Source organism: Paenibacillus anseongensis, from assembly GCF_009757995.1.
GTDB classification, from domain to species: domain Bacteria; phylum Bacillota; class Bacilli; order Paenibacillales; family NBRC-103111; genus Paenibacillus_E; species Paenibacillus_E chondroitinus.
Genome location: NZ_WSEM01000039.1, coordinates 617,704 through 643,948 on the forward strand (window position 1 = coordinate 617,704; position 26,245 = coordinate 643,948).

22 protein-coding genes are annotated in these 26,245 nt (G+C 48.1%); 7 read left to right on the forward strand and 15 right to left on the reverse strand.

Annotated features, from left to right (window positions below; genetic code table 11):
• Positions 1 to 2,160, forward strand: coding sequence for a HelD family protein (locus GON05_RS38105; RefSeq protein WP_157326638.1), 2,160 nt, complete (start codon positions 1 to 3; stop codon positions 2,158 to 2,160).
• Between the two features lie 61 nt (positions 2,161 to 2,221).
• Here the strand turns inward: GON05_RS38105 and GON05_RS38110 are convergent, their stop codons facing one another.
• The 3 genes from GON05_RS38110 to GON05_RS38120 form a co-directional block, all read right to left on the reverse strand.
• Positions 2,222 to 3,067 carry a DegV family protein gene (locus GON05_RS38110; protein WP_157326711.1) on the reverse strand — a complete coding sequence of 282 codons (846 nt, stop codon included), beginning with the start codon at positions 3,065 to 3,067 and terminating at the stop codon, positions 2,222 to 2,224.
• A gap of 18 nt (positions 3,068 to 3,085) precedes the next feature.
• Complete coding sequence (locus GON05_RS38115; protein ID WP_157326639.1) at positions 3,086 to 3,934, reverse strand: DegV family protein; 849 nt, start codon at positions 3,932 to 3,934, stop codon at positions 3,086 to 3,088.
• Positions 3,935 to 4,066: 132 nt separating this feature from the next.
• On the reverse strand, positions 4,067 to 4,837 hold the full coding sequence (locus GON05_RS38120) for an SDR family NAD(P)-dependent oxidoreductase (RefSeq protein ID WP_157326640.1): 771 nt from the start codon (positions 4,835 to 4,837) through the stop codon (positions 4,067 to 4,069).
• Between the two features lie 64 nt (positions 4,838 to 4,901).
• On the opposite strand from GON05_RS38120, the gene trhA reads away from it, so the two are divergent.
• A complete protein-coding gene (gene trhA, locus GON05_RS38125) occupies positions 4,902 to 5,534 on the forward strand; it encodes a PAQR family membrane homeostasis protein TrhA (RefSeq protein ID WP_157326641.1) in 633 nt (210 codons plus the stop codon).
• On the opposite strand, the gene GON05_RS38130 is transcribed toward trhA, so the two are convergent.
• Positions 5,535 to 6,188: a GDSL-type esterase/lipase family protein gene (locus GON05_RS38130; protein ID WP_157326642.1), complete on the reverse strand. Its 654-nt coding sequence runs from the start codon at positions 6,186 to 6,188 to the stop codon at positions 5,535 to 5,537.
• A gap of 92 nt (positions 6,189 to 6,280) precedes the next feature.
• Complete coding sequence (locus tag GON05_RS38135) at positions 6,281 to 6,565, reverse strand: hypothetical protein (protein ID WP_157326643.1); 285 nt, start codon at positions 6,563 to 6,565, stop codon at positions 6,281 to 6,283.
• A gap of 155 nt (positions 6,566 to 6,720) precedes the next feature.
• Here GON05_RS38135 and GON05_RS38140 point away from each other — a divergent pair, with 155 nt between their 5' ends.
• On the forward strand, positions 6,721 to 7,893 hold the full coding sequence (locus tag GON05_RS38140; RefSeq protein ID WP_157326644.1) for a M20 family metallopeptidase: 1,173 nt from the start codon (positions 6,721 to 6,723) through the stop codon (positions 7,891 to 7,893).
• Between the two features lie 99 nt (positions 7,894 to 7,992).
• Here GON05_RS38140 and GON05_RS38145 read toward each other — a convergent pair whose 3' ends face one another.
• From GON05_RS38145 to ytxJ, 3 genes are all read right to left on the reverse strand, one after another.
• Positions 7,993 to 9,318 carry an MFS transporter gene (locus GON05_RS38145; RefSeq protein ID WP_181646492.1) on the reverse strand — a complete coding sequence of 442 codons (1,326 nt, stop codon included), beginning with the start codon at positions 9,316 to 9,318 and terminating at the stop codon, positions 7,993 to 7,995.
• Positions 9,319 to 9,392: 74 nt separating this feature from the next.
• A complete protein-coding gene (locus GON05_RS38150; protein WP_157326645.1) occupies positions 9,393 to 10,274 on the reverse strand; it encodes a DMT family transporter in 882 nt (293 codons plus the stop codon).
• A 194-nt stretch (positions 10,275 to 10,468) separates the two neighbouring features.
• A complete protein-coding gene (gene ytxJ, locus GON05_RS38155) occupies positions 10,469 to 10,810 on the reverse strand; it encodes a bacillithiol system redox-active protein YtxJ (RefSeq protein WP_157326646.1) in 342 nt (113 codons plus the stop codon).
• Positions 10,811 to 10,999: 189 nt separating this feature from the next.
• Here ytxJ and GON05_RS38160 point away from each other — a divergent pair, with 189 nt between their 5' ends.
• Positions 11,000 to 11,869 carry a metallophosphoesterase gene (locus tag GON05_RS38160; protein WP_157326647.1) on the forward strand — a complete coding sequence of 290 codons (870 nt, stop codon included), beginning with the start codon at positions 11,000 to 11,002 and terminating at the stop codon, positions 11,867 to 11,869.
• Between the two features lie 30 nt (positions 11,870 to 11,899).
• Here GON05_RS38160 and GON05_RS38165 read toward each other — a convergent pair whose 3' ends face one another.
• From GON05_RS38165 to GON05_RS38195, 7 genes are all read right to left on the reverse strand, one after another.
• Positions 11,900 to 13,498 (reverse strand): PucR family transcriptional regulator, encoded by a 1,599-nt coding sequence (locus tag GON05_RS38165; RefSeq protein ID WP_157326648.1) that lies wholly within the window; start codon positions 13,496 to 13,498, stop codon positions 11,900 to 11,902.
• Positions 13,499 to 13,704: 206 nt separating this feature from the next.
• A complete protein-coding gene (locus GON05_RS38170; RefSeq protein ID WP_157326649.1) occupies positions 13,705 to 14,121 on the reverse strand; it encodes a PaaI family thioesterase in 417 nt (138 codons plus the stop codon).
• Positions 14,122 to 14,151: 30 nt separating this feature from the next.
• A complete protein-coding gene (locus GON05_RS38175; protein ID WP_157326650.1) occupies positions 14,152 to 15,822 on the reverse strand; it encodes a long-chain-fatty-acid--CoA ligase in 1,671 nt (556 codons plus the stop codon).
• Between the two features lie 35 nt (positions 15,823 to 15,857).
• Positions 15,858 to 17,630, reverse strand: coding sequence for an acyl-CoA dehydrogenase family protein (locus GON05_RS38180; protein ID WP_157326651.1), 1,773 nt, complete (start codon positions 17,628 to 17,630; stop codon positions 15,858 to 15,860).
• Positions 17,631 to 17,753: 123 nt separating this feature from the next.
• A complete protein-coding gene (locus GON05_RS38185) occupies positions 17,754 to 18,935 on the reverse strand; it encodes an acetyl-CoA C-acyltransferase (RefSeq protein ID WP_157326652.1) in 1,182 nt (393 codons plus the stop codon).
• A gap of 106 nt (positions 18,936 to 19,041) precedes the next feature.
• Positions 19,042 to 21,435 (reverse strand): 3-hydroxyacyl-CoA dehydrogenase/enoyl-CoA hydratase family protein, encoded by a 2,394-nt coding sequence (locus GON05_RS38190; protein WP_157326653.1) that lies wholly within the window; start codon positions 21,433 to 21,435, stop codon positions 19,042 to 19,044.
• A gap of 36 nt (positions 21,436 to 21,471) precedes the next feature.
• On the reverse strand, positions 21,472 to 23,505 hold the full coding sequence (locus tag GON05_RS38195; protein ID WP_157326654.1) for a (Fe-S)-binding protein: 2,034 nt from the start codon (positions 23,503 to 23,505) through the stop codon (positions 21,472 to 21,474).
• Between the two features lie 245 nt (positions 23,506 to 23,750).
• Here GON05_RS38195 and GON05_RS38200 point away from each other — a divergent pair, with 245 nt between their 5' ends.
• From GON05_RS38200 to GON05_RS38210, 3 genes are read left to right on the forward strand one after another with little or no spacing between them, the layout of a single operon-like run.
• Positions 23,751 to 24,338: a TetR/AcrR family transcriptional regulator gene (locus tag GON05_RS38200; protein WP_157326655.1), complete on the forward strand. Its 588-nt coding sequence runs from the start codon at positions 23,751 to 23,753 to the stop codon at positions 24,336 to 24,338.
• A 39-nt stretch (positions 24,339 to 24,377) separates the two neighbouring features.
• The gene (locus GON05_RS38205; RefSeq protein ID WP_157326656.1) at positions 24,378 to 25,142 is read left to right on the forward strand and encodes an electron transfer flavoprotein subunit beta/FixA family protein; all 765 of its coding nucleotides are present in this window, start codon (positions 24,378 to 24,380) and stop codon (positions 25,140 to 25,142) included.
• 19 nt (positions 25,143 to 25,161) lie between these two features.
• Positions 25,162 to 26,145: an electron transfer flavoprotein subunit alpha/FixB family protein gene (locus tag GON05_RS38210; protein WP_157326657.1), complete on the forward strand. Its 984-nt coding sequence runs from the start codon at positions 25,162 to 25,164 to the stop codon at positions 26,143 to 26,145.
• Positions 26,146 to 26,245: the final 100 nt, after the last annotated feature.

Genomic DNA, 26,245 nt, shown 5'->3' on the forward strand with positions numbered 1-26,245 from the left:
TTGGACACAAAGACTCAAAGTGCCTATCAAGAAGAGCTACAGCGACTTGAAGAAACGAATATCGAAATTGACAAACAACTGGCTAGGCTTAGAGCCACGCCTGTCTATTACGGCCCCGATTTAACGGAACAAGCTTTAGAAGTTGCACGTGAAAATGGGCGGAACAACTTAGCCAAAGCGGTTGAAGAACCCTATTTTGGCCGTTTGGATTTTCAAGAGTCAGGCACCGCTTCGTCCCAGCCGCTCTATATCGGCAAATCAGGCGTAGAAGACGAACGTACCGGCCAATTGCTCGTTATTGACTGGCGCGCACCGGTGGCCAGCTTGTTCTACTCGTTCACCGGAGGACTAGATGCTGCTTCCTACGACTCACCGGACGGTCTCATTGAGGGCCTCGTCTATTTAAAGCGAAACCTCGTGGTCCGCAAGCAAATCCTTCAGCGCGTCGTGGACACTTATGACCGCAACGAAGATTCTTTGGCTGTAGGCGACGAATTTTTGCTCTATCGATTAGGGGAAAATAAAGACAACAAGCTTCGCGATATCGTCTCCACCATTCAAGCGGAGCAAGACCGCATCATCCGTGCCGCCAAAAATACCGCGCTCATTATCCAAGGAGTCGCAGGTAGTGGTAAAACGACGGTTGCCCTGCATCGTCTCGCCTTTTTACTCTATCAATACCGTGAACAGGTTCGTGCTGAGCGAATGATTATTTTTGCACCGAACTCGATGTTCCTCGACTACATATCAGGCGTTCTGCCTGAACTGGGTGTCGGCAATATTCAGCAGAGTACTTTTACCGACTGGGCGCTCGATGTACTCGAGCAAGAAGTGAAGTTAGCGGATCAAGCGCTCACCCTCCAAACCTGGTTCTCACTTGGCAGCAAAAGACCACCGCTGGATGATAATGCCCCAGGCAGGTTTAAGGGTTCGATTGCATTCAAACAATATTTGGATGATTGTTTGACTAAATTCGAGTCCTCCTACGTCCCAACAGCCGATTTCATTCCTTGGGAAGGCGTTAAGCTGCCGCTTGCGAACATTCGCGAATGGTTTTTCGTCGAGAATAAGCATTATCCTCTCGTCAAACGCCGCGAACGCGTCGTAGCCCGCATCAAACGTTGGATGGAAATGCAGCTCGACAAAATCTGGGAGCAAACCCGGAAAAAAGAGTTGAAAAAGAAATCGGCGCAGCGCTTGCGGACGTATTTGACCAGTTGGTCGGAGCATTCGGCATTCAGCTTCTACAAAATGCTGTTCGCTGAAAACAATCGCCCGGAAAGCCTGCCTGTGGAGCTTCTGCATAAGCTTCCTGAGCCCATTGTTAGCGCGTCACTTAAGCTATTCAAGAAAAAAGAAGTGCAGCTTGAAGATCTCGCTCCACTCCTTCATATCCATACACGTCTATATGGCATATCATCGGACCGATTGTTCGACCATGTCGTCATAGACGAAGCCCAAGACTTTTCACCTTTCCAGGTGGCTGTTCTTGATAGTTACACACGCAATAGTTCCTTTACGATTCTCGGTGATTTGTCGCAAGGAATTCATGCCTATCAAGGCATCAAAGATTGGAAGGAATTTTCCAGTTTATTTCAGGAAGAGCAAGGCGGCTACTTCGAGCTCGAGCGCAGTTACCGGTCAACGATGGAAATCATCCAGTTCGCCAATCTGGTGCTGCAGCGGGGTGTTGAGAACCCGCTCCTTGCCGTGCCCGTGTTCCGCAGCGGGAACAAAGTCCGGGTCTTGCAGACTGACCTCAAACAAAGAATCCCTCTGCTGCTGCAGGCTATCGCGACATTACAACAAGGAACGTCCAGCACGATTGCCGTTGTTGCTCGTACGGAGAAGCAGGCTGAGGACTTGCACGACGTCCTGACCAAAGCCGGCATAGAAACAAATCTCATCACATCCAAACAACGTGTGTATCGCGGAGGAATTTCGGTTGTACCGGTTTACTTAACCAAAGGACTGGAATTTGACGCCGTTCTGCTGATGGATGTAACGGCCGCACATTACGAAGCCACGCTTATGGATGCCAAATTGCTTTATGTAGGCTGCACGCGCGCGCTTCATGAATTATGGCTGATGGCTCCTGGCGACTTATCTCCTCTTGTCTCGACAGACGATGCGGACATTGTCACAACGGATTCACCATAAAATAAAAGACACCTGATTTTTCTTAGGCCAAATGCCCTAGAAATCGATCAGGTGTCTCTTTTTAATATGCGATCAGTACGCCGCCTTCACCAGCATACGTGCCAATGACGGTGCCCATGTTTGCGAATAGCACATTGCGGAACGGATGCTTTTGGAGGAGTTGGTTCAACACCTCGCGAGCTCTCTCCTCACAGTTGCTGTGGGCGACGGCAATCACATCTTGATCGTAGTCGTGAACAGCCTCGCCCACTTTGGCGATCATTCGCTTCAACGCTTGCTGCGTGCCGCGGATTTTATCCATGACTTCAATCGAGCCTTCTTCACTGGCTTTCATGACAAGTTTAATATTCAAAACAGAAGCGACAGCCCCTCTGACCCGATCAAGTCGTCCACCTTTAATGACATTTTCTAATGTATCCAAGAAAAACAGCGTCCCCGAAGAAGTAACCGAACATCGTATCGTCTCAACAATTTGCTCAAAAGGAACATGATTCTCAGCCATCTTGGCTGCTTTAAAGGCCAGTACACCAAGTCCTAATGAAGCCGTTTTCGAATCGATAACTTCAATACGTCCTTGATAACCTTCCTCCAGAAGCATCTCTTTGGCCATAAGGGCATGATTGTACGTACTGCTTAGCGCAGAAGAAAGACAAATCACAAGAATATCTTGATTGACCTCAGCTTTTTTCTGAAAATCCGTGAGAAAATGCAGCGGCGAGGGACTAGACGTCTTAGGCAGTACACTCTCCGTTTTCATTCTCGCATAAAATTCACAAAGCTCCATGTGAGGAGGCATGCACTCCTCTCCAAAATGTACGGACAAAGGTACAATGGTAATCCCTAGCTCGTCCACAATCAATTTGGGGAGGTCGCAGCTGCTGTCAGTGATAATCTTGATTCTCGTCATGTTGTGTACACTCATTTCTTATTTTTTGGCGAAAACGATTCCAAGCGTGCGAGGACCGCAGTGACTGGATACCACACACCCGGTTTCGGTCATATAGACTTGCTTTATATTGGTTCGCTGCTCAATCTGCTCTTTGACATACGCAGCTTCATCGGCTGCCATCGCATGAGTGACGAACAGGAACTCCGTATCCATTTCATCTTTTAAAGCAAGTGCATTATCCAATAGTTGTTGAAGCGCTTTCTCCCTTTTCCCTCTTACTTTGTCCGTTAATGTCATAGCCCCGTCAATCACTTTCACAACAGGTCTAATCTTCAATAAACTTCCGAGGAAATGCTGGACGCTCGAACATCTTCCGCCTTTATGCAAGTACTCCAGCGTATCAATAATAAACTCTACTTCAATATGGGATCGAAACGACTCAATCATGGATTTGATTTCCGAACTGCTTTTACCCTCCTGAGCCGAATGAGCAGCCTTCAACACTAGCAAACCAATCCCTGTTGATAGAGTTCTAGAATCGATTACGGTAACTTTACCATCAGGAAAATTTGCAGCCGCTATGGAAGCATTTTGAATTGTCGAAGATAGTTCCGACGAAAGTCCGATATAAACGACAGCATCACCAGCCTGCACAGCCCCTTCAAACGCCCTCTCAAAATCGATCGGAGAAGGCGCCGCTGTTTTGGGCAGTTTGCCGGTTTCATCTACAAGCTCAAAAAGTCGGTCTGGCTTGATGGAAACGCCATCTTTTAACGATAATTCGTCAAAAATAACATAAAGAGGGACAACTTCAATCTGGTATCGATGAATGAGCTCCTCACTTAAATCACACGTACTGTCAGTAAAAATACGCACCCGGGACATTACGGTCAACCACCTTATCTTTCTATCTATCCGTCTATAAACTGAAAACCACATGAATTCTATGGATTGTTGTGTGTTCAGTATATCGGATATGAGATGAAAGCTCAATCATACAAAAGAAGTAACTATAAATTAGAAACCATAGATCGTCATGCCGCCGTCAACGAATAATGTCTGACCCGTCACATAGTTCGCAGCATCCGAAGCAAAGAAAACAGCAGGTCCTACCAGCTCTTGGAGCTCCCCAACACGCTGCAGAGGTGTACGCGCAATAACATCAGCCAGAAAATCAGGGTTAGCCAATATTTTCTCCGTAAGCGTTGTTTTAAAGTACCAAGGCCCGATGCTGTTCACGTTAATTCCGAATTTGCCCCACTCCAGCGCCAGCACCTTTGTCATTTGAATCATGGCTGCTTTTGTAGCCGCGTATACAACTCCGGTCCGTAGGGCAACCTGTCCGGCAACAGAGGCGATATTGATGATCCGGCCATACTTCTGCTCTTTCATATGATGGCCAACAATTTGGGCGCACAGAAAGGCGGATTTGAGATTCGTCTGCATAATGGTATCCCACTCTTCATCAGTTACGGCCAGCGCTTGGCTTCGTATGTTCATCCCGGCATTGTTGATCAGAATATCCAATCTACCTGCCTTTTCGATGATTTGTTCCACAGCTGCTTCAATTTGTTCTCTACTTGTGACATCCACTTGGAACGGATAAGCTTGTCTGCCCAAAGCACGAATTTCAGCTGCAACTTCTTCGATATCACTTGACGTACGCGCAAAAAGGGCGACATCAGCGCCGGCCTCGGCAAGTCCGATCGCCAGTGCTCTACCGATCCCTCTTCCTGCTCCTGTAACTAAGGCAATTTTATTTCCCAGTCGAAATGAAGGTAATAACATATTCTCATCGTCCAATCTATTAGGTATTTTTTTTGCAGCTAAAAAAAGAAAGTAGGTTATTCACATGGAATATTCCGTTCAAGAAGAGAAAGCAAACGCCATCAGCCATGGGGTTGGCGTCCTTTTAAGCTGCGCAGCGCTTATCCTGCTCGTTGTTCAAGCTTGTCTACATGGCGATGCGTGGCATATTGTAAGTTTCAGCGTGTTCGGTGTGGCGCTCGTTACGTTGTATACCTGCTCCACCCTGCTGCATAGCGTCAGGCACCCCCGGCTGAAGGACATTTTTGAGGTGCTCGATCATGCCGCTATTTACGTTTTAATTGCCGGAACCTATACCCCCTATTTGCTGGTGACCCTACGCGGGCCTTTGGGGTGGACTTTCTTTGGTGTGATATGGGGGCTTGCCTTAACAGGTATTGTGCTCAAAATATTTTATGTGAAGCGATTTGTCCTTATCTCCACGCTCTGTTACATACTCATGGGCTGGCTTATTGTTATTGCTTTTAAGCCGCTTTACATGAACCTTCCCTTCGGAGGCATCGTATGGCTGGTAGTTGGCGGACTGCTGTACACGTTCGGTTCCATCTTTTATGTATGGAGGCGCATCCCTTATCACCATGCCATTTGGCATATTTTCGTGCTCGCTGGTAGCGCCTGTCATTTCGTTTCCATCTTCGGGTATGTCATCATGTCCTAGTCAAGGAATCAGCCGCTGCAGCTGCGGAAGGGAGACGACGCTCTCAACTTGGCGTGCCAGCTCATCATAACCATCCTCATTCGGATGAATGGCATCGTCAGAAAGGTAGCGAGTGTCCTGCCCCACAAAAGCATCATACACCTGAACGATGTGAATATGCGGCTGCTCTAATTTACGCAAAAATATATTAAAACGCTGCACCCAATAAGCCGATTCAGGCACCTGCGGTAAAGGATTATATAATCCAATCAAGGCAATTAAATAGGGGCTATTGATACCTTGCCGCAGCGTTTCTATTTGTACCATGATTTCTTTGTAATTCGATTCGTAGGTTTGAAGAGCTGTTTTTAAAAAAGCGGGGTCATTTTGATAAAAGAAAGGAATCGCACCTTGGATTAAATCATTACCGCCAGCTGTAATCGTGATGATATCCGCCGTTTGGATATCCTTCTGAATTTGCGGATCGGACTGCAGCGTTTGGAGCAATTCGTTAGTCGTAGCACCGTTCGTGCCCGCTTGGATCAATTGAACTGGAACGTTAAGCCACTGCTCTACTTTCTGCTTAAAGCTGTACACGAATCCACGACCATCCGGCGCACCAAAACCAACGGTAAGTGAATCACCAAATGCCAAATAATTAATCGTCTTATCCATGCTATCCTCTCCCTAAAGCTGACGTAGGATAGTATATGCGTCAGCGCCCAGTTTGGGAAGGGACACTCTCACCAGTTGTGCGGCAAGTTTTTTTATACGTTTACATGCTCTTGAACAAAATTTTCGATTTGCGCTTTTTCCGCGTAGGTAAATTGAAACTCGCAGTCGCAGCCCTCGTCATGAAGCACAATTTGCACAATGTCCCCCTCCAAATTGCAAATCACAAGAATAGAAGGATCGATGAGATCTTCCGGAAAGCTCTCGCCATCCTCTAGCTGAATGCTTAAATACAGATCACGCCATTGTCCGCGCACCTCAGATTCAACAAAAGATAAAGTAAATTTGTGTTCAACGTGCTCTGCGCCATATTTCATCATCTGACAGTTCCCCCGCAACATTATTTTCTAAAAAGCTGATTATGTCTATTTGAACCTCGTTCATTTATTGTAACTCAGAGCTCCTGAAAGTGGTAGTTTGCGTTCCTTTATACTACAATAAAAGCAAGTAATTAGATAAAGGAGCCTTCTCACTTATGACATCGAAATCCACCATTACGCAAACCATTGACAACAACGCCAATAGATTCAAAGCGATTTCCAGCTTTATCGGTGCAAATCCGGAGCTCGGACATGAAGAGTTTCAGGCTGCCGCTCGCCTGACGGAAGAGCTGGAATATCATGGTTTCCAAGTTGAACGTGGCGTACTGGATATTCCAACTGCTTTTATAGCCACCTATGATTCCGGGAAAACAGGACCTGTCGTCGGCTTCTTAGCGGAGTATGACGCCTTGCCGGATCTGGGTCATGCCTGCGGCCACCACTTAATCTGTATGATGAGCATAGGCGCAGCCATCGGCCTTAAGTCTGTTCTTGCCGAAACAGGCGGCAGCATTCGTGTGTATGGGACTCCCGCCGAAGAAACCAAAGGTGCGAAAGTGCCCATGGCCGAAGCAGGACTTTTCCGCGATGTGGATATCGCCTTGATGGCTCATCCTTATTACACCTATGAAAAATCGGGTGAATCCCTGGCCATGGATGCGATTCAGTATGAATTTTTCGGCCGTCCCGCGCATGCCGCTGCGCAGCCTTATGAAGGTGTGAACGCGCTGGACGCCGTTCTCCAGCTTTTCAATTCCATCAACGCGCTGCGCCAACAAATGAAATCCGACGCGCGTGTTCACGGCATTATTAGCGAAGGCGGTAAAGCCCCTAACATTATCCCAGACTATGCTGTCGCTCAGTTCTATGTTCGATCAGCGTCTCGTACCTATACGGATGAGCTCGTCCAGAAAGTGCTCCACTGCGCAGAAGGCGCTGCGTTACAAACCGGATGTACGCTCAAAACGTCCTTCTACGAATATTCGTATGACGAGCTGCGTACCAACGAAACGTTGTCCCAAGTATTCTCGGATCAACTAAGCGAGATGGGAATCAACCCGAAAGACGTTGAAGTCGGCAAGGATCACGGCTCGCTTGATCTGGGTAACGTATCGATCCAATGTCCGACGATTCATCCTTTCGTCAAGGTCGTTGGCGAGAAGCATATGCTGCATACCAAGGAGTTCCGTGATTTGGCGCTGCAAGAGCCCGCCCTTGACGCGATGATTTTCACAGCCAAAGCGCTGGCTAACACAGCGTACGAAGTTCTCAGCAGCCCTGATCTGCTGCAAAGAATCAAAGATGAGTTTGCGGCAGCTACGAAATAAGATGAAAAAGGGGTTGTCACTACAGGACATGAAAGTCCTGAGGGACAGCCCCTTTTTTCAGAGCGATTAGCTTGGCTCGCCTCAGCTGAAATAAATGGCTCAAGCCGTAACGCCAGAAGTCGTAGCTGCAGCAGTTGCCATTGCCTCCCTGTGATTCTTTTCCGCCTTATCTTTTCGCTCTTCAAGCTGAGCCAAGATCGCGTAAAACATCCCCATGCCAAGGACTCCGCTAATCCCAATGAGCGTTGCCATCATCCAAGACGAAATCCAGCCGCCAAGGATCACGCCAACACCGCCAAGCAGTGTTGCTCCTTTGTATACCATCCCATAAAGAGCCATATACGAGCTTCTTGCATGGTCGGGAGCAATATTACCCAAATACGCTTGCTTAATCGGCACATACATCAATTCGCCAACCGTTGCAATGAACATCGATAACATCAACAGCCAAGGCTGATTGCTATAAGCTAAATAACTATAGCCCAGAATATAACAGGTGTAGCCGATAAACAACACTCTGCTATCTGAGAAACGCCGCATCAAAACGCCCATAAGAACGGAAAGCACAACGACGAGCACGGTATTTTCGGTGCGGATAAATCCTAACATTTTGAGACCGTCAATGGTCCAGGATGACTCCATCCAAGGGATAAGCGGAGCGGATGCCATCTCTTTTTCCAATCGCACACCGACATAATTACCTAGATGAAACTCTACAGAGACCAACAATAAAGAAGCTATTGTGAAGATCATGAATGTTTTATCGTACAGCACCAGCTTGTAATTGGACCACATGGACGTCTTCCCTTGAAAGCTATCCCCCACTCCTCCACGATCGGATAAGGGTTTCGGTTGGTATGCCTCATGAATAAAGAAGTAGGTGATGATTAGCGATATCAAGCCGATAACCGATAAGCCAATAAACAACTCAAACAAGTACGATTTGAATAAAAATGCGCCTGCAATACCAGCAATTGCAAAAGATAAATTGTTCATCCAGTACATAATGGCGTACATGTATTTGCGAATATCAGGAGCTGTAACATCGAGCAGCATCGCATCGTTGGCGGGTCCATGAACACCCCAGAACATGCTCACGAAAATCATCAGTACAAACGTCATCCACGGAGACGATAACCACGGCGAATTAGACAAAGCCATCCCCATAAAACAGATCATCCAACCGATTTCTGCGGTAAGCATCAGCTTTTTACGACCTATTCGATCTGCGTAATAGCCCCCTACAATTCCTGCGATGACCCCCGCCAGAATGCCGAGAATGACAACAAGCCCAGCGCTCGTATCACCTAATTTTCCAGAAAAATAAATGGACATGAAGGGAAGCACCATATTGTTCGCGGTACCGGAAATAAAAGAAAGGCCGATTCTTAATTTAACATTACGATGAAAATCGCGAAATCTCACGTGATCCCTCCAAGTGGAAAAACATATCTGCCGAGCCTCGTATTTCACCTTCGTTCAATTAATACGTTGAAAAATTACTTTTTCTCGTTACTGCGCAGAAACAAGCCTACGCCAACTAACAATAGGCACCCCGCCAGAAGCTGAATGGCAGTAATCTTTTCCCCGAGCAAAAAATAAGCCAATATCGTCGCGCCAAGCGGTTCGCCCAGAACGGTCATCGATACGGAGGATGCCTTCATATACTTGAGCAGCCAATTGAATACATAGTGGCCGAAGACCGTTGGAATGATGGCAAGCAGCAAGAAAACGCCCCACTCTTTCGCTGGATAAGCTGTGAATGAGGTTCCAGTCATCACATTCGTGACGGCAAGTACGAGTCCAGCGAACAGGAAAACAAAGAAACTGTACACGAAAGCGGAAATCCGCTCTCGCAGGCTTTTGCCCCAAAGCATATGCAGGGCAACTGCAACGGTGCCGATGAGCGATAGAAAGTCACCTTTCAATGCCGCACCTGAAAATTGGAAATCACCCCAACCAATACAAATAGCGCCTACGATCGCCACACACATCGCCAAAACGGCCGCGCGATTGGTTCTTTGCCCATAAAGCAGAAACGCACCGACAAGCACAAAGATCGGCTCTAACGTGAGAATCGCAGTCGAGCTGGCAACCGTCGTAAATCGCAGAGAATCCATCCAGAATAGAAAATGCAAACCAAGAGCAATTCCGGACGCCGCCGTTCGCAGCCAGTCTCTCAAACGAATTCTAGTAATCTCTGACCGATAACTCCATAGAAAAGGAAGCATAAGCACATTCGTCATCAACAAACGATACATAGCCGTGACTGCGGCAGGTGCATCGGACCATCTCACAAAAATAGCCGAAAATGAGATTGCGATAATACCGATTAACAAAAAAACAGGAATTGGAACTTTCGTTTTATTCATTGCATTCATCTTGCAAAACTCCTTGCTGCATAGTTACCTTGTTGTTGCCAAATACCAAATTATTATATAGGAGGATGCCTCTATTGCCAATCTTTTTTAGACATTGTTCAATTATTGTCCCATAAGAAAAAAAGCCCTGTGGCGATCCGCCTAATACGAATAGGCAGCTTCCACGGGCTTTGTAATTAAATCCTGCGCATTATTTAGTCTAAAACAGCCGTAATATGCTTGGTTGTAACAGACCAGTGCGATGTATTCCAGATGGATTCTTTATTTTTAAAATAAAGAATTTGCGGCGATGCGTGCTTGATGCCAAGATCCTCCGCGATTTGGTTAGAAACCGGGCGAGATTCAATGACCTTAACCAAGTAATAATCTACATCTTCATTCGGCTTCCCTGACAAATATTGTTCGTATTCATCAAGCGCGCTTGCGCTTACCGGACAAGTTGTGCTGTGTTTCAGAACGACCGCCGGTTTATCGGAGGAACGGTCCCATACTTCCTGCCACTGATCAACCGTTGTGAGCTCTTTCCATGCTGACATTCCAATCTCTCCCTTCGCATTACATTGAAATTATTATAAATTAACCAAGCTGCTTATGCAACTTGCCAGACATAGACAGACCAAGACAGACCGAGTCAAACCTAGCCAAACCTCACAAGATTCGCAAACAGAGCAAGCTTATTGCTATAATCAAGATATAAAATGAGCTTTGGAACTAGGAGGAACATAATGGAACCAACACCCCCAGTGTCAAGACGAACATTTCTAAAAAAAGGCGTTCTGCTTGCAGGTTCTTTACTGGCTTCCGGAGGTCTTGTTGGCAGTTATTCCAGCTTTATTGAAACAAAATGGTACGATATTACGAGAATCACTTTATCATTTGAACGGCTCCCCAATGCCTTCCATGGACTTAAGCTTTTACAGTTCAGCGATTTACATATAGGTCATCATTTTAATTTAAAGGATTTAGAACGTGTCGTTACCCTTATTAATAAAGAAAAAGCAGATCTTCTAACTTTCACAGGAGATTTATTCGATGCCCGGATTACAGAAGACGAGACGTTAACAAGCAATCTGCTCGCCAGCCTTGAAGCACCACTCGGCAAATGGGCCGTACTTGGCAACCATGATAAATGGATCGATAAAAACTATACGCTGCCCATCCTCCAAAACGGCGGGTTTCAAACGTTACTTAATGCCTGTAAGAAGATTACCTACAAAAGACAATCCATTCAGATCGCAGGTGTTGAAGATCGACTTACCGGCTCCCCCGATATCGTCAAAACCCTCCAAGGCACCAATGCTCAAATGTTCACGCTTCTGCTCTCGCATTGTCCCGACTTCGCTAATCAAGTCATCGGACAACCCGTCGATTTGCAGCTATCCGGCCACTCGCATGGAGGACAGGTTCGCTTGCCTATCGTAGGTGCGCTCTTCACACCGCTTCAAGGTAAGCAGTACGTGATGGGGCTCTACGAAGTACCTGATTCCAAGCTGCTTGTCTATACGAATCGGGGGATCGGCACAACGTTTCTCCCCTTCCGCTTCCTTTGCAGACCTGAAATTACCGTGATCACGTTAGAAAAACGAAAACCCTGAGCGCTTACACAGCGTCACAGGGTTCAGAATTTATTGTCTGACATGTAAAAATTGACGGAATAAGAAGACAGCTTTCAGCTTCAATAGATCATTCACTTTCTTGAAATCCACCTGCAAAAGATCACTGATCTTCTCTAACCGATAGGTAACGGTATTTCTATGAATGAATAATTGCTTGGCCGCTTCGCTAACTTGACCGTCATTACGAATGAAGACCTCCAAAGTTCGGATCATTTCTTGCGAATATTCGGCATCCTTCTCCAAGAGCGGGCGCAAAACTTTGGCACAGTAGTCTTCCATCATATTGACCGACACATGTTGGAACAGATGAGCGAACTCTATCGTTTCGTAGTGAACCACGCGATCCGACAACTCGAGCTTATTGGCCATTCGTTGTGTCTCCATACATTCCATATAAGCTTCTCTTAATGCTGTTGGCTTGCTTTTCATAGCACTTGTATAGAACACCATCTCGCCGGCTTCCTCCCGGCAGCCTGAATCGCCTGCATATTTGATCAGAAGCTGTGCTAACTCATCTTCCGGGAAGCCCTCCGCTTGAGTCGAGGAATAAATGGAAAACATGAGATCTTTGAGTATAAAATGATTTGCTCGCAAGAGATTCGATTTGGGATGCAGCTCCATATACTCTTTCAGCCGCTTCATTCTTCCCTGGCGTTGTTCATCTAACTGCCCATCCGGCTTACTTTTGCTTATCACACATTGGTAAGCACCCGTAAAGAGCGTTAGCCCTCTACCCTCTGCCTGCTCCAGAAACTCTTCAAGCGACGTCCCTTTCTCCAAATAGCGGTACAAGGAGTTTTGCAAATCACGCTCCGCTGATGCCTCCACATGTGACCGAAACGTATAGTTCATATGAAAAGTTAAGATGTCTGCCGCTTGCTGGAATAAACCTTCCTCGACATTGGCAAGAAGCACAGCATCCGGCATGATCAGCAAATGGCCTAGGAGCTCATCATCCTGATGGTAGAGCCCTACCCGGTACGCGCGGTCTTTGTTCGAGTATACCCAGCCGCACTTTCTTTTCGGCCAGTTCTGAGCTAATTGCTCTTGCTTCCACGCGCTTGTATTATATAGAATTTGCCCTCTGGCCCCAACGACAGCCATGGGATATCCAAGAATATTACTGAGTAATTGGAACATTGACGCCATATTGTCCTGCTTCAAACCGAACTGCATCAACCTCGTCTGTTTCTCCAGCACGGATTGCAGCAGCTTCGTGTTGCGGCGGTATTCCGCGTTGAACAAGGCATTCATTTGGTCAGAAAAAGTAAACTGGAAGGGCATCTCAATAATCGGAAAATGCAGCCGGTCCGCTTCCTCGACAACAACCTGTGGCAGCTCCGTCCAAAAACGGCCAAGCTTGATCCCTAGCCCGGCAGCCCCGCGATCATTTAATTTACGAAGTAAATTAACGGTCTCCTGCGGACTATCTTTCATGGCGAAAGCGGTGGTGAAGAGCATCTCGCCGGATTTCGTCCAATCCGCAATATCTGGCGCGTCCATAACATTGACAGACTTAACGATGCGGGATTCCCCTTGCTTGCCAGCTACAAGCTTCGCTTCCGTTAATGGATAAATGGATAATGCTTCACGAATGGTAAGATGCATCGTGCTTCCCCCCTTATGCCTTTTTACAGATTATAGGATGACATGACCAAACAGTCAATGGATTTATGTTAGATTATATGACATTGGTTAAATTTTTTTGAACAATTTATGTCTATATCGCTTAACGATGTTATTTAATGTAACATAAATACGCAAAAAACGAGAGACATGCTTGCACATGCCCCTCGTCCTAAAGCCTTTACCCACTAAATCACTCGAAACGTTCCCGTGCCCATGGTTCCTAAATTTCCTTCGCGATCCATCACTCGCCCTTGTGTTGTAATCATTTTGCGCGATTGATGAACAAGCTCAGCCGTTACAGTCAGCCGCCCCTCATACAGCGGAGCGACGAAATGAACATTCAAATTCGTTGTAACAACCTTATCCTCCGGCCTTGCCGTCATAACGACAATCCCCATCGCATTATCCAGCAAAGAGGACAGAACACCGCCATGGACAATGCCAATCGGATTCAAATGATGAGGTTTTGCCTCCAAAGCAATCGTAATGATCCCGTCTTTCAGATCAACAAATTCACAACCAAGAAACCCCCAAAACGTAGGTTCCGCCGCTGCGGCCAGCTGCTGCAGTCGTCTATTCACTCGCTCATGAGCGTTATCCATAGGATTCCCCTCCACTTTCCTTGTAAAGGGCTACCCCTTTTTCTCTTCTTCCAGTAATTTCCTTCGCAATACTTTTCCAATCATCGTCTTGGGCAAAGAATCGCGGAATTCGACTTTCCGTGGAACTTTAAAAGCCGCTAACCGTTCACGGCACCACAGTTCAAGCTCTTTCTCTGTTAACGTCATTCCGGGTTTCAGCACAACAAAGGCTTTCACCGTTTCCCCCCGGTATTCATCCGGCACCCCGACAATCGTCGCCTCCAAAATAGCCGGATGCTCAAAAAGCACTTCCTCAATTTCACGGGGATAAATATTGAAGCCTCCAGCAATAATGAGATCCTTCTTACGGTCGACAATGGAGAAAAAGCCGTCCTCATCCATGCGTCCCATATCTCCTGTGTAAAGCCAACCATCGCGAATGGTCATCGCCGTTTCAAGCTCTCGCTGCCAATACCCTTTCATCACCTGCGGGCCCTTGATCAACAACTCACCAATTTCCCCGATCGGCAATTCTTCGCCGGTATTCACATCAACAACCTTCGCTGAAGTATCGGGTAAAGGAACACCAATCGAGCCGATTTTACGATAACCCCAAATGGGATTGGCATGCGTAACCGGGGAGGTCTCCGTTAACCCGTACCCTTCAATGAGCTTACCTCCAGTCAAAGCCTCAAAACGTTCCTGAACTTCTAATGGAAGTGGTGCCGAACCGCTTACACAGACATTAATGGACGAAATATCAACCTCTTTGACCCGTTTATGATTAATAATTGCAATGTACATGGTAGGTGCTCCAGGAAAAATCGTGGGTTTCATCTTATTAATCGTTTCTAAAATAAGGTCGATATCAAATTTGGGGATCAGAATCAGCATACCTGCCTGCAGCATGGATTGATTTAGCAGAACCGTTAAACCAAACACATGGAAGCAGGGAATCGCTCCCAGGAACCGCTCTCCGCCCACTTGAATGTTATAGCACCATTTTGTCGTCTGATACGTGTTGGCGATCAAGTTCGTGTGAGTCAGCATAACACCCTTCGAAACCCCTGTTGTACCTCCAGTGTATTGAAGCAAGGCAATATCCGTATCCGCATCCGCCTCAACGCAAATCGGTCGCGCTGAAGCGGCACGCAGCAATTTTTTGAAAGCGTACACGCCTTCGCCATAAGCAACGTCCAGCTTTGCGCCTTCTTTTTTCATTTTAATCGGATATAAGACATTTTTCGGAAAAGGCAGGTAATCCTTAATCGATGTCACAATGATATGTCGAATCAACGTCTGCGCTTTAGCCTTCTGCACACGATTAAATAATAAATCCAGTGTAATAATGATCTCTGCCCCAGAGTCGGAGAGCTGGTGGACCAGCTCTCTCTCCATATAAAGCGGATTCGTCATAACGACGATCCCGCCCATCATAAGCGTTCCGAAGTAGGCGATAATGGCGGACGGACAATTGGGCAGCATGATCGATACACGATCTCCTTGGCACACACCGAGTTCCTTCAGAACATTTGCAAAGCGATAAGACGCATCAAGCACCTCATGATAACGCATTGTTTTACCAAGGAAGTGCAAGGCTGGTCGGTCGGGGTACTTATGCGCGGAATCTACCAACAAACGTGCAAGGTTAATCTTAGGGTACTCGTACGTCGGCGCCACTTCCTCTGGATAATGACGCAGCCAAGGCTTTGCCTCACTCATACAAACCATCCCCTTCAGGTTCTTCCCACGGATGACTAGACGATGAATTTCTCACCCTGAATAACACGTGCGGCGATGTCGCGCTTCAGCTGGGTTGTATTGACAGCACTGCGTCTTGACAGTTTTTTCAAAATCGATAATTGCGTCCGAAGAACATCTCCTTCTTCCATCGTACTGAGCGCTTCCTTCGCGTATGCCTCAATTTTGTCAAAAGCTTCATGCACGAAAACGGTTGTGACTTGAATCGCATTTTTCGCTTTCTCTTCACCGCTCTTGGCAATCAGCTTTTGCGTACGTAGAAGTCCGCTCTCTCCAGCAAAAATCTGAATCATGATATCAGCTAAATTGCTTAAGACCTCCTGATTTTTCTCCAAGGCCATGCCATACTTCTGAACGGCAAGTCCGCCAACCATCAAGAAAATCTTCTTCGCCATCGAGATCAAATGCACCTCTTCGGCAAGTGTGCCTTCAAACGTCTGGCCCGGGACGATCGAAAGCAATTCTCCTTGCAGCGCTTGCGCTTTTTGCATCAAAGGCAGCTCGCCTTTCATCGCTTTCTTCACTAATGTACCCGGTATAAGCAGACGGTTAATTTCATTCGTTCCCTCGAAAATGCGATTAATCCGCGAATCGCGATAAATACGCTCTACTTTATATTCCTGAATGTAGCCGTATCCGCCATGAATTTGCACGCCTTCATCGGCAACAAAATCCAAAACTTCCGATGCAAACACCTTATTGATCGAGCACTCCAACGCGTATTCAGAAATGCCCTTCGCCGAGTGTTTGCCGGCATCGAGACTTGTATGGTCAATGTCTTTCAGGATGTGATCCATCAGTCCCGTCGTTCTATAAACCATGCTCTCCAGCATAAAGGTTTGAATATTCATTTCAGCCAGCTTTTTCCCGATCAATGGGAATTTGGAAATCGGCGTATTGAACTGTTGGCGCGTATTCGCATATTTGGCCGACAATTCGATCGTTTCCTTGGATGCGCCCAAACACCCTGTAGCCAATTTGTAACGGCCGATATTCAAAATGTTAAAAGCAATCAGGTGACCCTTCCCTATCTCACCCAGCAAATTCTCCACCGGAACTTTGACATCTTCAAAATAGAGCGGTCTGGTCGACGAGCCTTTAATCCCCATCTTTTTCTCTTCCGGTCCCATCGTAAAACCCGGGTCGCCTTTTTCCACAATAAACGCCGTGAAATCCGTTCCATTAATTTTGGCATACACGATGAAAATGTCAGCAAAGCCCGCGTTCGTAATATACAGTTTGGAGCCATTTAACAGGTAATGTTTGCCATCACTAGCAAGGCGCGCAGTCGTTCTTGCACCCAATGCATCCGAGCCGGATGTTGGCTCGGTTAAGCAGTAAGCTGCAATCTTGGCGCCTGTTGCGAGATCCGGCAAATATTTTTTCTTCTGCTCAGGAGTTCCAAAAAATACAATGGGAAGCGTTCCGATTCCAACATGTGCTCCTATCGATAAAGCAAAGGCAGACGCTTGTGCCAGATTTTCACTAATAATCGTGGAACTAACCTTATCCAAACCAAGACCGCCATAAATCTCTGGCACGTCAGCCCCGAGTAAACCAAGCTCGCCGGCGCTGCGCATCAGTTTGACCGTCAAATCGTAATTGAGCTTCTCGATATGCTCATCATTCGGCAGCACTTCGCCCGCAACAAAATCGCGCGTCGTCTCTGCGATCATGCGATGCTCCTCCGTAAAATCCTCCGGTGTCACGATATTGTGGAAATCGAGATCTGAAATGACAAAACTGCCGCCTACAACTTTATCTGACATGGTTCATCTCTCCTCAGATTGAATTGGACAAGGGTTAATAAATGATGAAAGAGTTGGAACAGGTGCAAGAGCTGAAAGTGTCTGCCAACGACGCTTAACTGGAAATACAGCTTAATACGCGGGTCAAGCGTGGACCTGAAAAACTCCAGCAGCGCCCATCCCACCGCCGATACACATCGATACTACGCCATAACCGCCACCGCGCCGCTGCAACTCATGAATCAATGAGGTCGTCAGCTTCGCGCCGGTACATCCAAGCGGATGCCCGAGGGCAATCGCGCCGCCGTTCACATTCACCAGTTCCTCGTTCAATCCGAGCTCGCGAATAATATGCAAGCATTGCGAAGCGAATGCTTCGTTGATTTCGAATAGATCCACCTGATCTTGGGTGATCCCCGCCATCTGCAGCGCCTTCGGAATCGCCTTCACCGGGCCAACCCCCATAATTTCCGGCTCCACACCGGAAAGTGCAAAAGACTTGAACGTCGCGAGCGGCTTCAACCCGAGCGCCTCCGCGCGCTCGCGGCTCATCAGCACGGCCGCCGCTGCGCCGTCCGACGTCTGTGACGCGTTGCCCGCCGTCACCGTGCCGTTCAAGCTGAACGCAGGCTTCAGCTTGGCAAGCACTTCCACGGATGTATCGGGGCGAACGCCCTCATCCGCAGCAAAAACAAACGAACGCTCAAACGCTTTGCCGCGTTCGTCAAGGCCCTTCACGCTCGTAGCCACCGGCACGATCTCATCCACGAACTTGCCGGCTGCAATCGCGGCAGCCGCCAGACGATGGCTTCGCGCCGCGAAGCCATCCTGCGCTTCGCGCGAGATGCCGAAGCGCTGCGCCACAGCTTCGGCCGTATGCCCCATGCCCATGAACACCTCAGGCATGGTCTCAACAAGCTGCGGATGCGGCGAGAACTTGAAGCCCGTCATCGGGACGTGGCTCATGCTCTCTACGCCTCCGGCAATGATCACCTCCGCGTGGCCCAGCATGATGCGCTCCGCCGCATAAGCGATGGCCTGCAGCCCGGAGGAGCAAAAGCGATTGACCGTGATCGCCGGCACGGTCACCGGAAAGCCTGCATATAGCGACATCGTGCGGGCGAAGTTAAGCCCTTGCTCGCCCTCTGGCATCGCGCAGCCGATGATGATATCGTCAACGTCGCCTTTTTCGAGGCCAGGAGCCCTCCGCACAGCCTCCTCCAAGACGGCTTTGCCCAGATCTTCCGCTCTCGTTTGAGCGAAGCTGCCTTTCTTCGCGCGTCCGACGGCGGTGCGCGTAATTGATACAATGACTGCTTCCTTCATCGTTTCTCACCTCAATTAGAGTAGTAACGCATGCTCTTTATAAATTTCCGTTTGAATTTTTGTTCCTATTTACATTTCCATTCATCTCTCCCTACGCTTACACCACTTAGTTGCGCAGCGGTTTTCCCTTGGAAAGCATATACTGCATACGTTGTTGTGTTTTCGACTCCCCGCACAGGCTGAGGAAAGCTTCTCTTTCCAGATCAAGCAAATATTGCTCGGTAACCAGCGTACCGGCCGGCACATTGCCTCCTGCAAGCACATGCGCTAACTTGTTCGCGATAAGTACATCATGGTCACTGATATAGCCGCCTTGCTTCATGGAGTACGCGCCAACTTGCATGACTGCTTTGCCATTTTCGCCGACAACGCGGATCTTTTCTCGCACAGGTGGGGTATAACCCGCCGCATCCATGCGCAGAACGGCTTGTTTGGCTTCATAAATCCGATGATCCGGATTGATCACAACCGTATCTTGAGGCCGCATATACCCGATCCGTTTCGTATCATGCCCGCTTGTCGACACCTTGGCCATCGCCACAGTCTCAAAGCTAGCATTGATCCACGGTTGTAAATCCACTTCAGGATCGCGCACCTGCGAGCTCGCCCTGAGCGCCAATTCTTTACAGCCGCCACCGGCAGGAATCAAGCCTACACCAACTTCAACGAGCCCATAATACGTCTCCGATGAAAAAATGATTTGATCGGCCGGCATACAAGCTTCAACGCCGCCGCCGAGCGTCATTTTATGAGGCGCTGCCACTACCGGTTTATCCAAGCCTTTGAGCTTCATCATGGCATTTTGAAATAAGCGGATAATACCGTCCACTTCATCCCATTCGCCGTCTTGCGCTTCCATAAGCAGCAGCATTAAGTTGGCGCCGACACAGAAGTTTTTCCCTTCGTTTGCGACGACAAGCCCGCGGTAATTGCTGCGAACTTCGTCTACGCTCATCTGAATCATCGTGAGAATATCTCCGCCTACGGCGTTGTTTGGAGATTGAAACTCCAGGCAGGCAACTCCGTCGCCAATATCGATTAAATTCGCGCCGCTATTCGAACGAATGACTTTCTTTTGCTGCTTTAAAGCTGCCAGAGAAATCAATTCGGGCCTTGATTCAACGCCTGTATACTCATTTTTTAAATAGTAGAAGCTTTGCCCTTCTTTACTTGTATAAAAGCTGTCGTTGCCTGCAGCAATCCACGCTTTAACCCAGTCCGGCACCTCGCTGCCTTCCGCTTCCATACGCTCAACAGAACGCTTAAGTCCAATAGCATCCCATGTTTCAAAAGGCCCCAAATCCCAGTTAAATCCCCATTTGAGCGCATTATCGATTTCTACGATGGAGTCTGCGATCTCATCCAATTTTGCAGCCGAGTACAGCAGCACCGGTTTCAAAATGTTCCACGCCAGCTCCGAGTATCGGTCTTTGCCGCCTAGCAGCGCCTTCAGCTTTCCGCTTGCGCCTTTGGCCTGCTTAGCTCCTTCAAGGGAGACTGAACTGATTTTCCGGCCTGCTGCATACGTCATGCTGTTTAAATCTAGCGACTGGATTTCTTTACCAGTTTCACTTTTCACTTTTTTATAAAAGCCTTGACCTGTTTTTTCGCCGATCCAGCCCTTTTCCACCATAGTCTGTAAAATAGCCGGTGTGTCGAAAACGGCTTTCTCGCTCGGTTCCGTCACAAGACCAAACACGTTATTCGCGACATGTACAAAAGTATCCAGCCCAACCAAGTCCAGCGTTCTGAATGTCGCGCTTTTCGGTCGGCCCATAGCAGGACCTGTCACGGCATCGACTTCTTCGACGGAATATCCGTTGGCGATCATTTCACGCAGTGTAACTAAAAGTCCGTAAGTGCCAATCCGATTCGCAATAAAATTCGGCGTATCTTTTGCTTGCACGACGCCCTTTCCTAATTTTTTCTCGCAAAACTCCGTCATGAAAGAAATAATCGCCGGATCCGTGTGTTGACTTGGAATGACTTCCAGAAGCTTCATATAACGAGGAGGATTAAAGAAATGAGTGCCTAAGAAATGTTTTTTAAATTCATCGCCTACGTTCTGGGTCATCGCATGAATCGAAATACCGGAGGTGTTAGACGAAACGATCGTCCCGGGCTTCCATACCGTTTCAATACGGCTTAATAACTGCTGCTTCGCCTGCAAATTTTCCACGATGACTTCAATGATCCAATCTACTTGGCCAAGCTTTGCTAAATCATCTTCCAAGTTGCCTGGTGTAAGTCGATCAATGAAAGCCTCACTGTATAAGGGGGCCGGGTTCGTCTTTTTGAGCTTATCCATCGCGCTAACCGCAAGACGGTTCCGTACTTTTGGATGCTCCAGCGTTAATCCTGCGGCTTCTTCTTGCGGCAGTAGTTGGGCCGGCACCATATCGAGCAATAAGACGGGAATGCCTGCATTTGCCAAATGGGCAGCTATGCCGGAGCCCATCACACCGGAGCCGATAACGGCAGCAGTACGAATCTTTGTCATATGGAATTTTCCTCCTACATGAAATTTCAGACTGTCTTACGCAGTTCCAAATACAGACAAGGCTAGAATTTCAGCGATATCTCGCGCTTTAACCTGCTCCTCAACCTCCTTCAGCTTCGTGCCATCCTCAACCATCGTTAAACAATAGGGACAGGCTGAAGTGATCACCGTTGGCTTCACACTCAACAGTTGTTCCGTGCGCGCTACATTAACGCGTGTGCCGGCTGTTTCTTCCATCCACATCATGCCGCCACCGGCACCACAGCACATACTGTTTTCACGAGAACGCGGTTGCTCCACGAGTACGGCCCCTGGAATCGCACGCAAAATGCTGCGTGGTTCCTCATACACCTCGTTATAACGGCCCAAGTAACAAGAATCGTGATACGTGATGCGTTCATGCACCTCGTATTGCGGCTTCAAACGGCCTTCTTTCACCCATACATCAAGCAGTTCAGTGTGATGAAAAACGTCGGCCTCCAAGCCAAATTCGGGATATTCATTTTTGAAAATATGATACGTGTGCGGGCAGGTCGTTACGATTTTCCTAACGTTATATTTTTGAAAAGTCGCAATATTGTCAGCACACAGCTGTTGAAAAAGAAATTCATTCCCCATACGTCGGGGGGTATCCCCGGAATTTTTCTCCTCATTCCCCAATATCGCAAAGGAGATGCCGGCTTCGTTCATCAGCTTCACAAAAGCATGCGTAATTTTACGGCTGCGGTTATCATAAGACCCCATTGAGCCTAGGAAGAACAGATACTCAAAATCGGGATTCTCCTTCACCGTACGAACGTTCAGTTCGTTGCCCGGATCTACTTCCTTCACCCATTTCACGCGATCATTCCGGGAGATTCCCCATGGATTCCCTTGACGCTCAATGTTTTGCAGAGCACGCTGGCCGTCATGCGGCATACTGCCTTGGGTCAGTACCAGATGTCTGCGCAGATCTACAATTTTATCGACATGCTCATTGCCGACTGGACATTGATCTTCGCAATTGCGGCAGGTCGTGCAAGCCCAGAGCTCTTCCTCGGTGATGACACCGCCGATCAATTCCACCTCTAGCGGGTTATTCCCGCTATATGCAGCGAATGCTGCCGCCGGAACCCACGGCGATTTCGACGTAATAGCAGCCCCCTTTTCCGTCAAATGATCACGAAGCTTCGTAATCAGATGCATGGGGGAAAGCAGCTTGCCGGTCGTATTGGCCGGGCATACATTCGTACAGCGCCCGCACTCCACACAAGAGTAGAAATCAAGCATCTGCTTTTGCGTAAAATCCTCTACTTTGCCGACACCAAACGTTTCCGCCTCTTCATCCTCCAAGTCAAGCGAAGCCAGTTTGCCGGTAGGCTCTGTGCGCCGTAGCAAGATGTTAATAGGTGCGGTAATGATATGAAAATGTTTGGATTGCGGAACATAGATCAGAAAAGACAGCAAAATCAGCAAATGCATCCACCAGCTGACATAAAATCCTATGGTCGCCCCAATGTGCGAAAGACCACTAAACATCCCGGCAAAAACGGATGAAATAGGCGCATAACCGGAAGCTCCCAGCCCCTCTCGCACCCGTTCAAAACCTCCGCTGACCACAACGGATAACATGAGGAAAAAGATGAAAAACACGACAATGCTGGGCTTCCAGCCCCGTTTTAGACGCTTAAGCTTTTCAATATAACGGCGATAAGTCGCATACCCCATAGCCAGCAGAATCAGCGCAACCGTCACTTCTTGGATAAAAGTAAAATATTCATACCCGGGTATTGGCAGCCCACGGCCGATTAATCCTTTTAGAATCAGATCAAGCGCTCCTAACTGTAAAATAAGAAAACCATAAAAAATAACGATGTGCATGATCCCGCTTTTCTTATCCTTTAACAGTTTCGTCTGGCCAAACACTTGAATGGCAAACTCCTTCAAACGGGCTTTTGCTTCTTTTCTCAAATTCACTGATTTACCTAGCTGGATGTACAAATATCGGTGGTACACAATTCGGCCAAATAAGAACAACGCATAACCGGTAACCGCTAGAAACAATACAAACTGAATGAGCGAACCAATCATAGAGGACCTCCTCACCTAAAAAGATAGCGCTTACATGGAAACATCGTAAAAAAGCAAGTTCCATATGCCCCTATTTCCAGAGTTGAAAAATGCTTGATCGTTCGTGTAAGCCGGCTAACTTTCTTACTTGCTTCTTAAGCTGAATAAGTCGTTGACAAGGCGTACTACGTATTTTATGATGAAATTATAAAAATGAATGAGTATTCATTCACCGATAATTGTATCTTAACACCGAGGTGATCTCCTTGACAAGTAGCAAAAAACCAGACAAGTATTACGCCATTCTCGAAGGCGCTCTGAAAGTATTTGCAGAGAACGGCTTTCACAAATCACAAGTATCCCGAATTGCCAAGGAAGCCGGTGTGGCTGACGGAACTATCTACTTATATTTCAAAAAGAAGGAGGATATCTTGACCAGTCTGTTCCAAGAGAAATTAGGCGAGCTTGTAGAGAAGTTCAACAGTGGCGTCAACGAACAGATGACAGCGAAAGAAGCCCTTTATAAAGTTTGTGAAATTCATTTCAGCGAGCTTGAAGGGAATGTCAATCTTGCCTTTCTCACGCAAATCGAATTGCGACAAAGCGATTTGGAGCTGCGCAAAGAGATTGGCCTTGCACTCAAGAGATATATTATCCTCATTGAAAATATATTAGAAAGAGGCAAACAAGACGGAAGCTTCCGCGCCGATTTTGATGCAAAACTCGTAAGGCTTCTCATCTTTGGAGGCATGGATGAAGTTGTGACCTCCTGGCTCATCTCCGGGCAAAAGTATTCCTTAACCGCTCAAGTCGGCCCTACCGTTAACTTTTTCATGAAAGGCATCGAGGCTTAAGGGTCTGTATAACATGTATATTCAGGAAGGAGCTTGGCTATGGACATTTTTGTATTATTGAAGCAAACCTTTGATACAGAGGAGAAAATTGTTCTGCAAGCAGGCAGCGTTCAAGAGGATGGCGCCAAATTCGTCATTAATCCTTATGATGAATACGCTGTGGAGCAAGCCATTCAGCTGCGAGATGAATTCGGAGGCAAAGTCACCCTCCTCTCCGTAGGTCCCGACAGGACGGCTGAAGCCCTTCGTACCGCACTGGCTATGGGGGCAGACGAGGCTGTTCTTATCACCGATGAGCGCATTCAAGGCGATGAATACGAGGTTGCTGAAATTTTAGCACAATACCTGCGCAGTCAGTCTTTCGACCTCTTGCTAGGCGGTAACTTCTCTGTAGACAATGGTGCTGGGCAAGTGGCCATTCGGTTAGCCTCTCTTCTTGATTTACCGCATGTTGGATCCATTACAAAACTTGAAATCTCGGGTGGCGGTGCCGTTGTCCACCGTGATGCGGAAGGGGACATTGAAGTCGTTGAGGTTCCGCTCCCTGCTCTTTTCACTGCACAGCAAGGTTTGAATGAGCCTCGTTACCCTTCCCTGCCGGGCATCATGAAAGCGAAGAAAAAGCCGTTTCAACACTTAACCCTTGATGACATTGAAGGCGCTGACTCAACTTCCTCCAAGACGACAAGACTTGAATTAACACTGCCGCCTGAACGCCAAGCCGGCCGCATTCTCAAAGGCGAAATCGCGCAGCAGGTGACGGAGCTTGTCCAAGCGTTACGCAACGAATCCAAAGTGATTTAACGAAGGGGAGGCTACGATCATGGCTAAAACATTTCTCGTTGTCGCCGAAGCTCGCGGAGGCAAGCTGCGCCAAGTATCCTTTGAAGCCTTACGTGCTGCGCAGTTGTCTGCTGCAGAAGGCGATGCGATTCACGCTGCACTCATTGGCGGGAGCGGCACCAAAGCTCTAGCAGGAGAACTTGCTGCATATGGCGTGGAATCCATCTATGTTGTTGAAGATGCTGCTCTTGATAACTACAACTCGGAAGCTTATGCGAGCGCACTACTAGCCGTAACTGGCATTATGAAGCCAGCTGCCTTATATTTCGGCCACACGGCTGTCGGCCGAGATCTGGCACCGCTGGCCGCAGCGAAGCTTGGCGCCGGCCAGCTGTCGGACGTGACGGCGATCTCGCGCAGCGGCGATCGCGTCGAGTTCACCCGGCCGCTCTACGCTGGCAAAGCCGTAGAGAAGAAAGCGTTTACCGACCCGGATGGCCCATGGGTCGTCACGATCAGACCGAACAACATCGCGCCGCAAGCGCCAGACGCCACGCGTCAGGCTTCGGTCATCGATGTTGCCTACCCGGCCCCCTCCCTGCGCAGCATCATTCGGGAGGTGGTGAAAAAAACGTCCGGCGCCATCGACTTGGCAGAAGCCAAGATCGTTGTCTCCGGCGGACGGGGCGTGCGCAGCGCCGAAGGTTTCCAGCCGCTCGAAGAGCTGGCTGCCGTCTTGGGCGGCGCTGTCGGGGCATCCCGCGGAGCCTGCGACGCGGGCTACTGCGAATACGCGATGCAAATCGGCCAGACCGGCAAGGTGGTAACGCCGGAGATCTACATCGCGTGCGGCATTAGCGGCGCCATCCAGCACCTTGCGGGGATGAGCTCTTCGCGCGTCATCATCGCGATTAACAAGGATGCCGAGGCGCCGATCTTTAAAGTAGCCGACTATGGCATTGTCGGCGATCTGTTCGAGGTCGTGCCGCTGCTGACCGAGGAGTTCAGGCAGCTGCTGAAGTAGCTGCTCCGCTACTAGCTGCTTAAACAGCCAAACTGGCGATCTCGGTCAGACCCCCTAATTCCGGAGAGTTGTTAGCGAAAGTAACGTTGCTCTTAGAAAT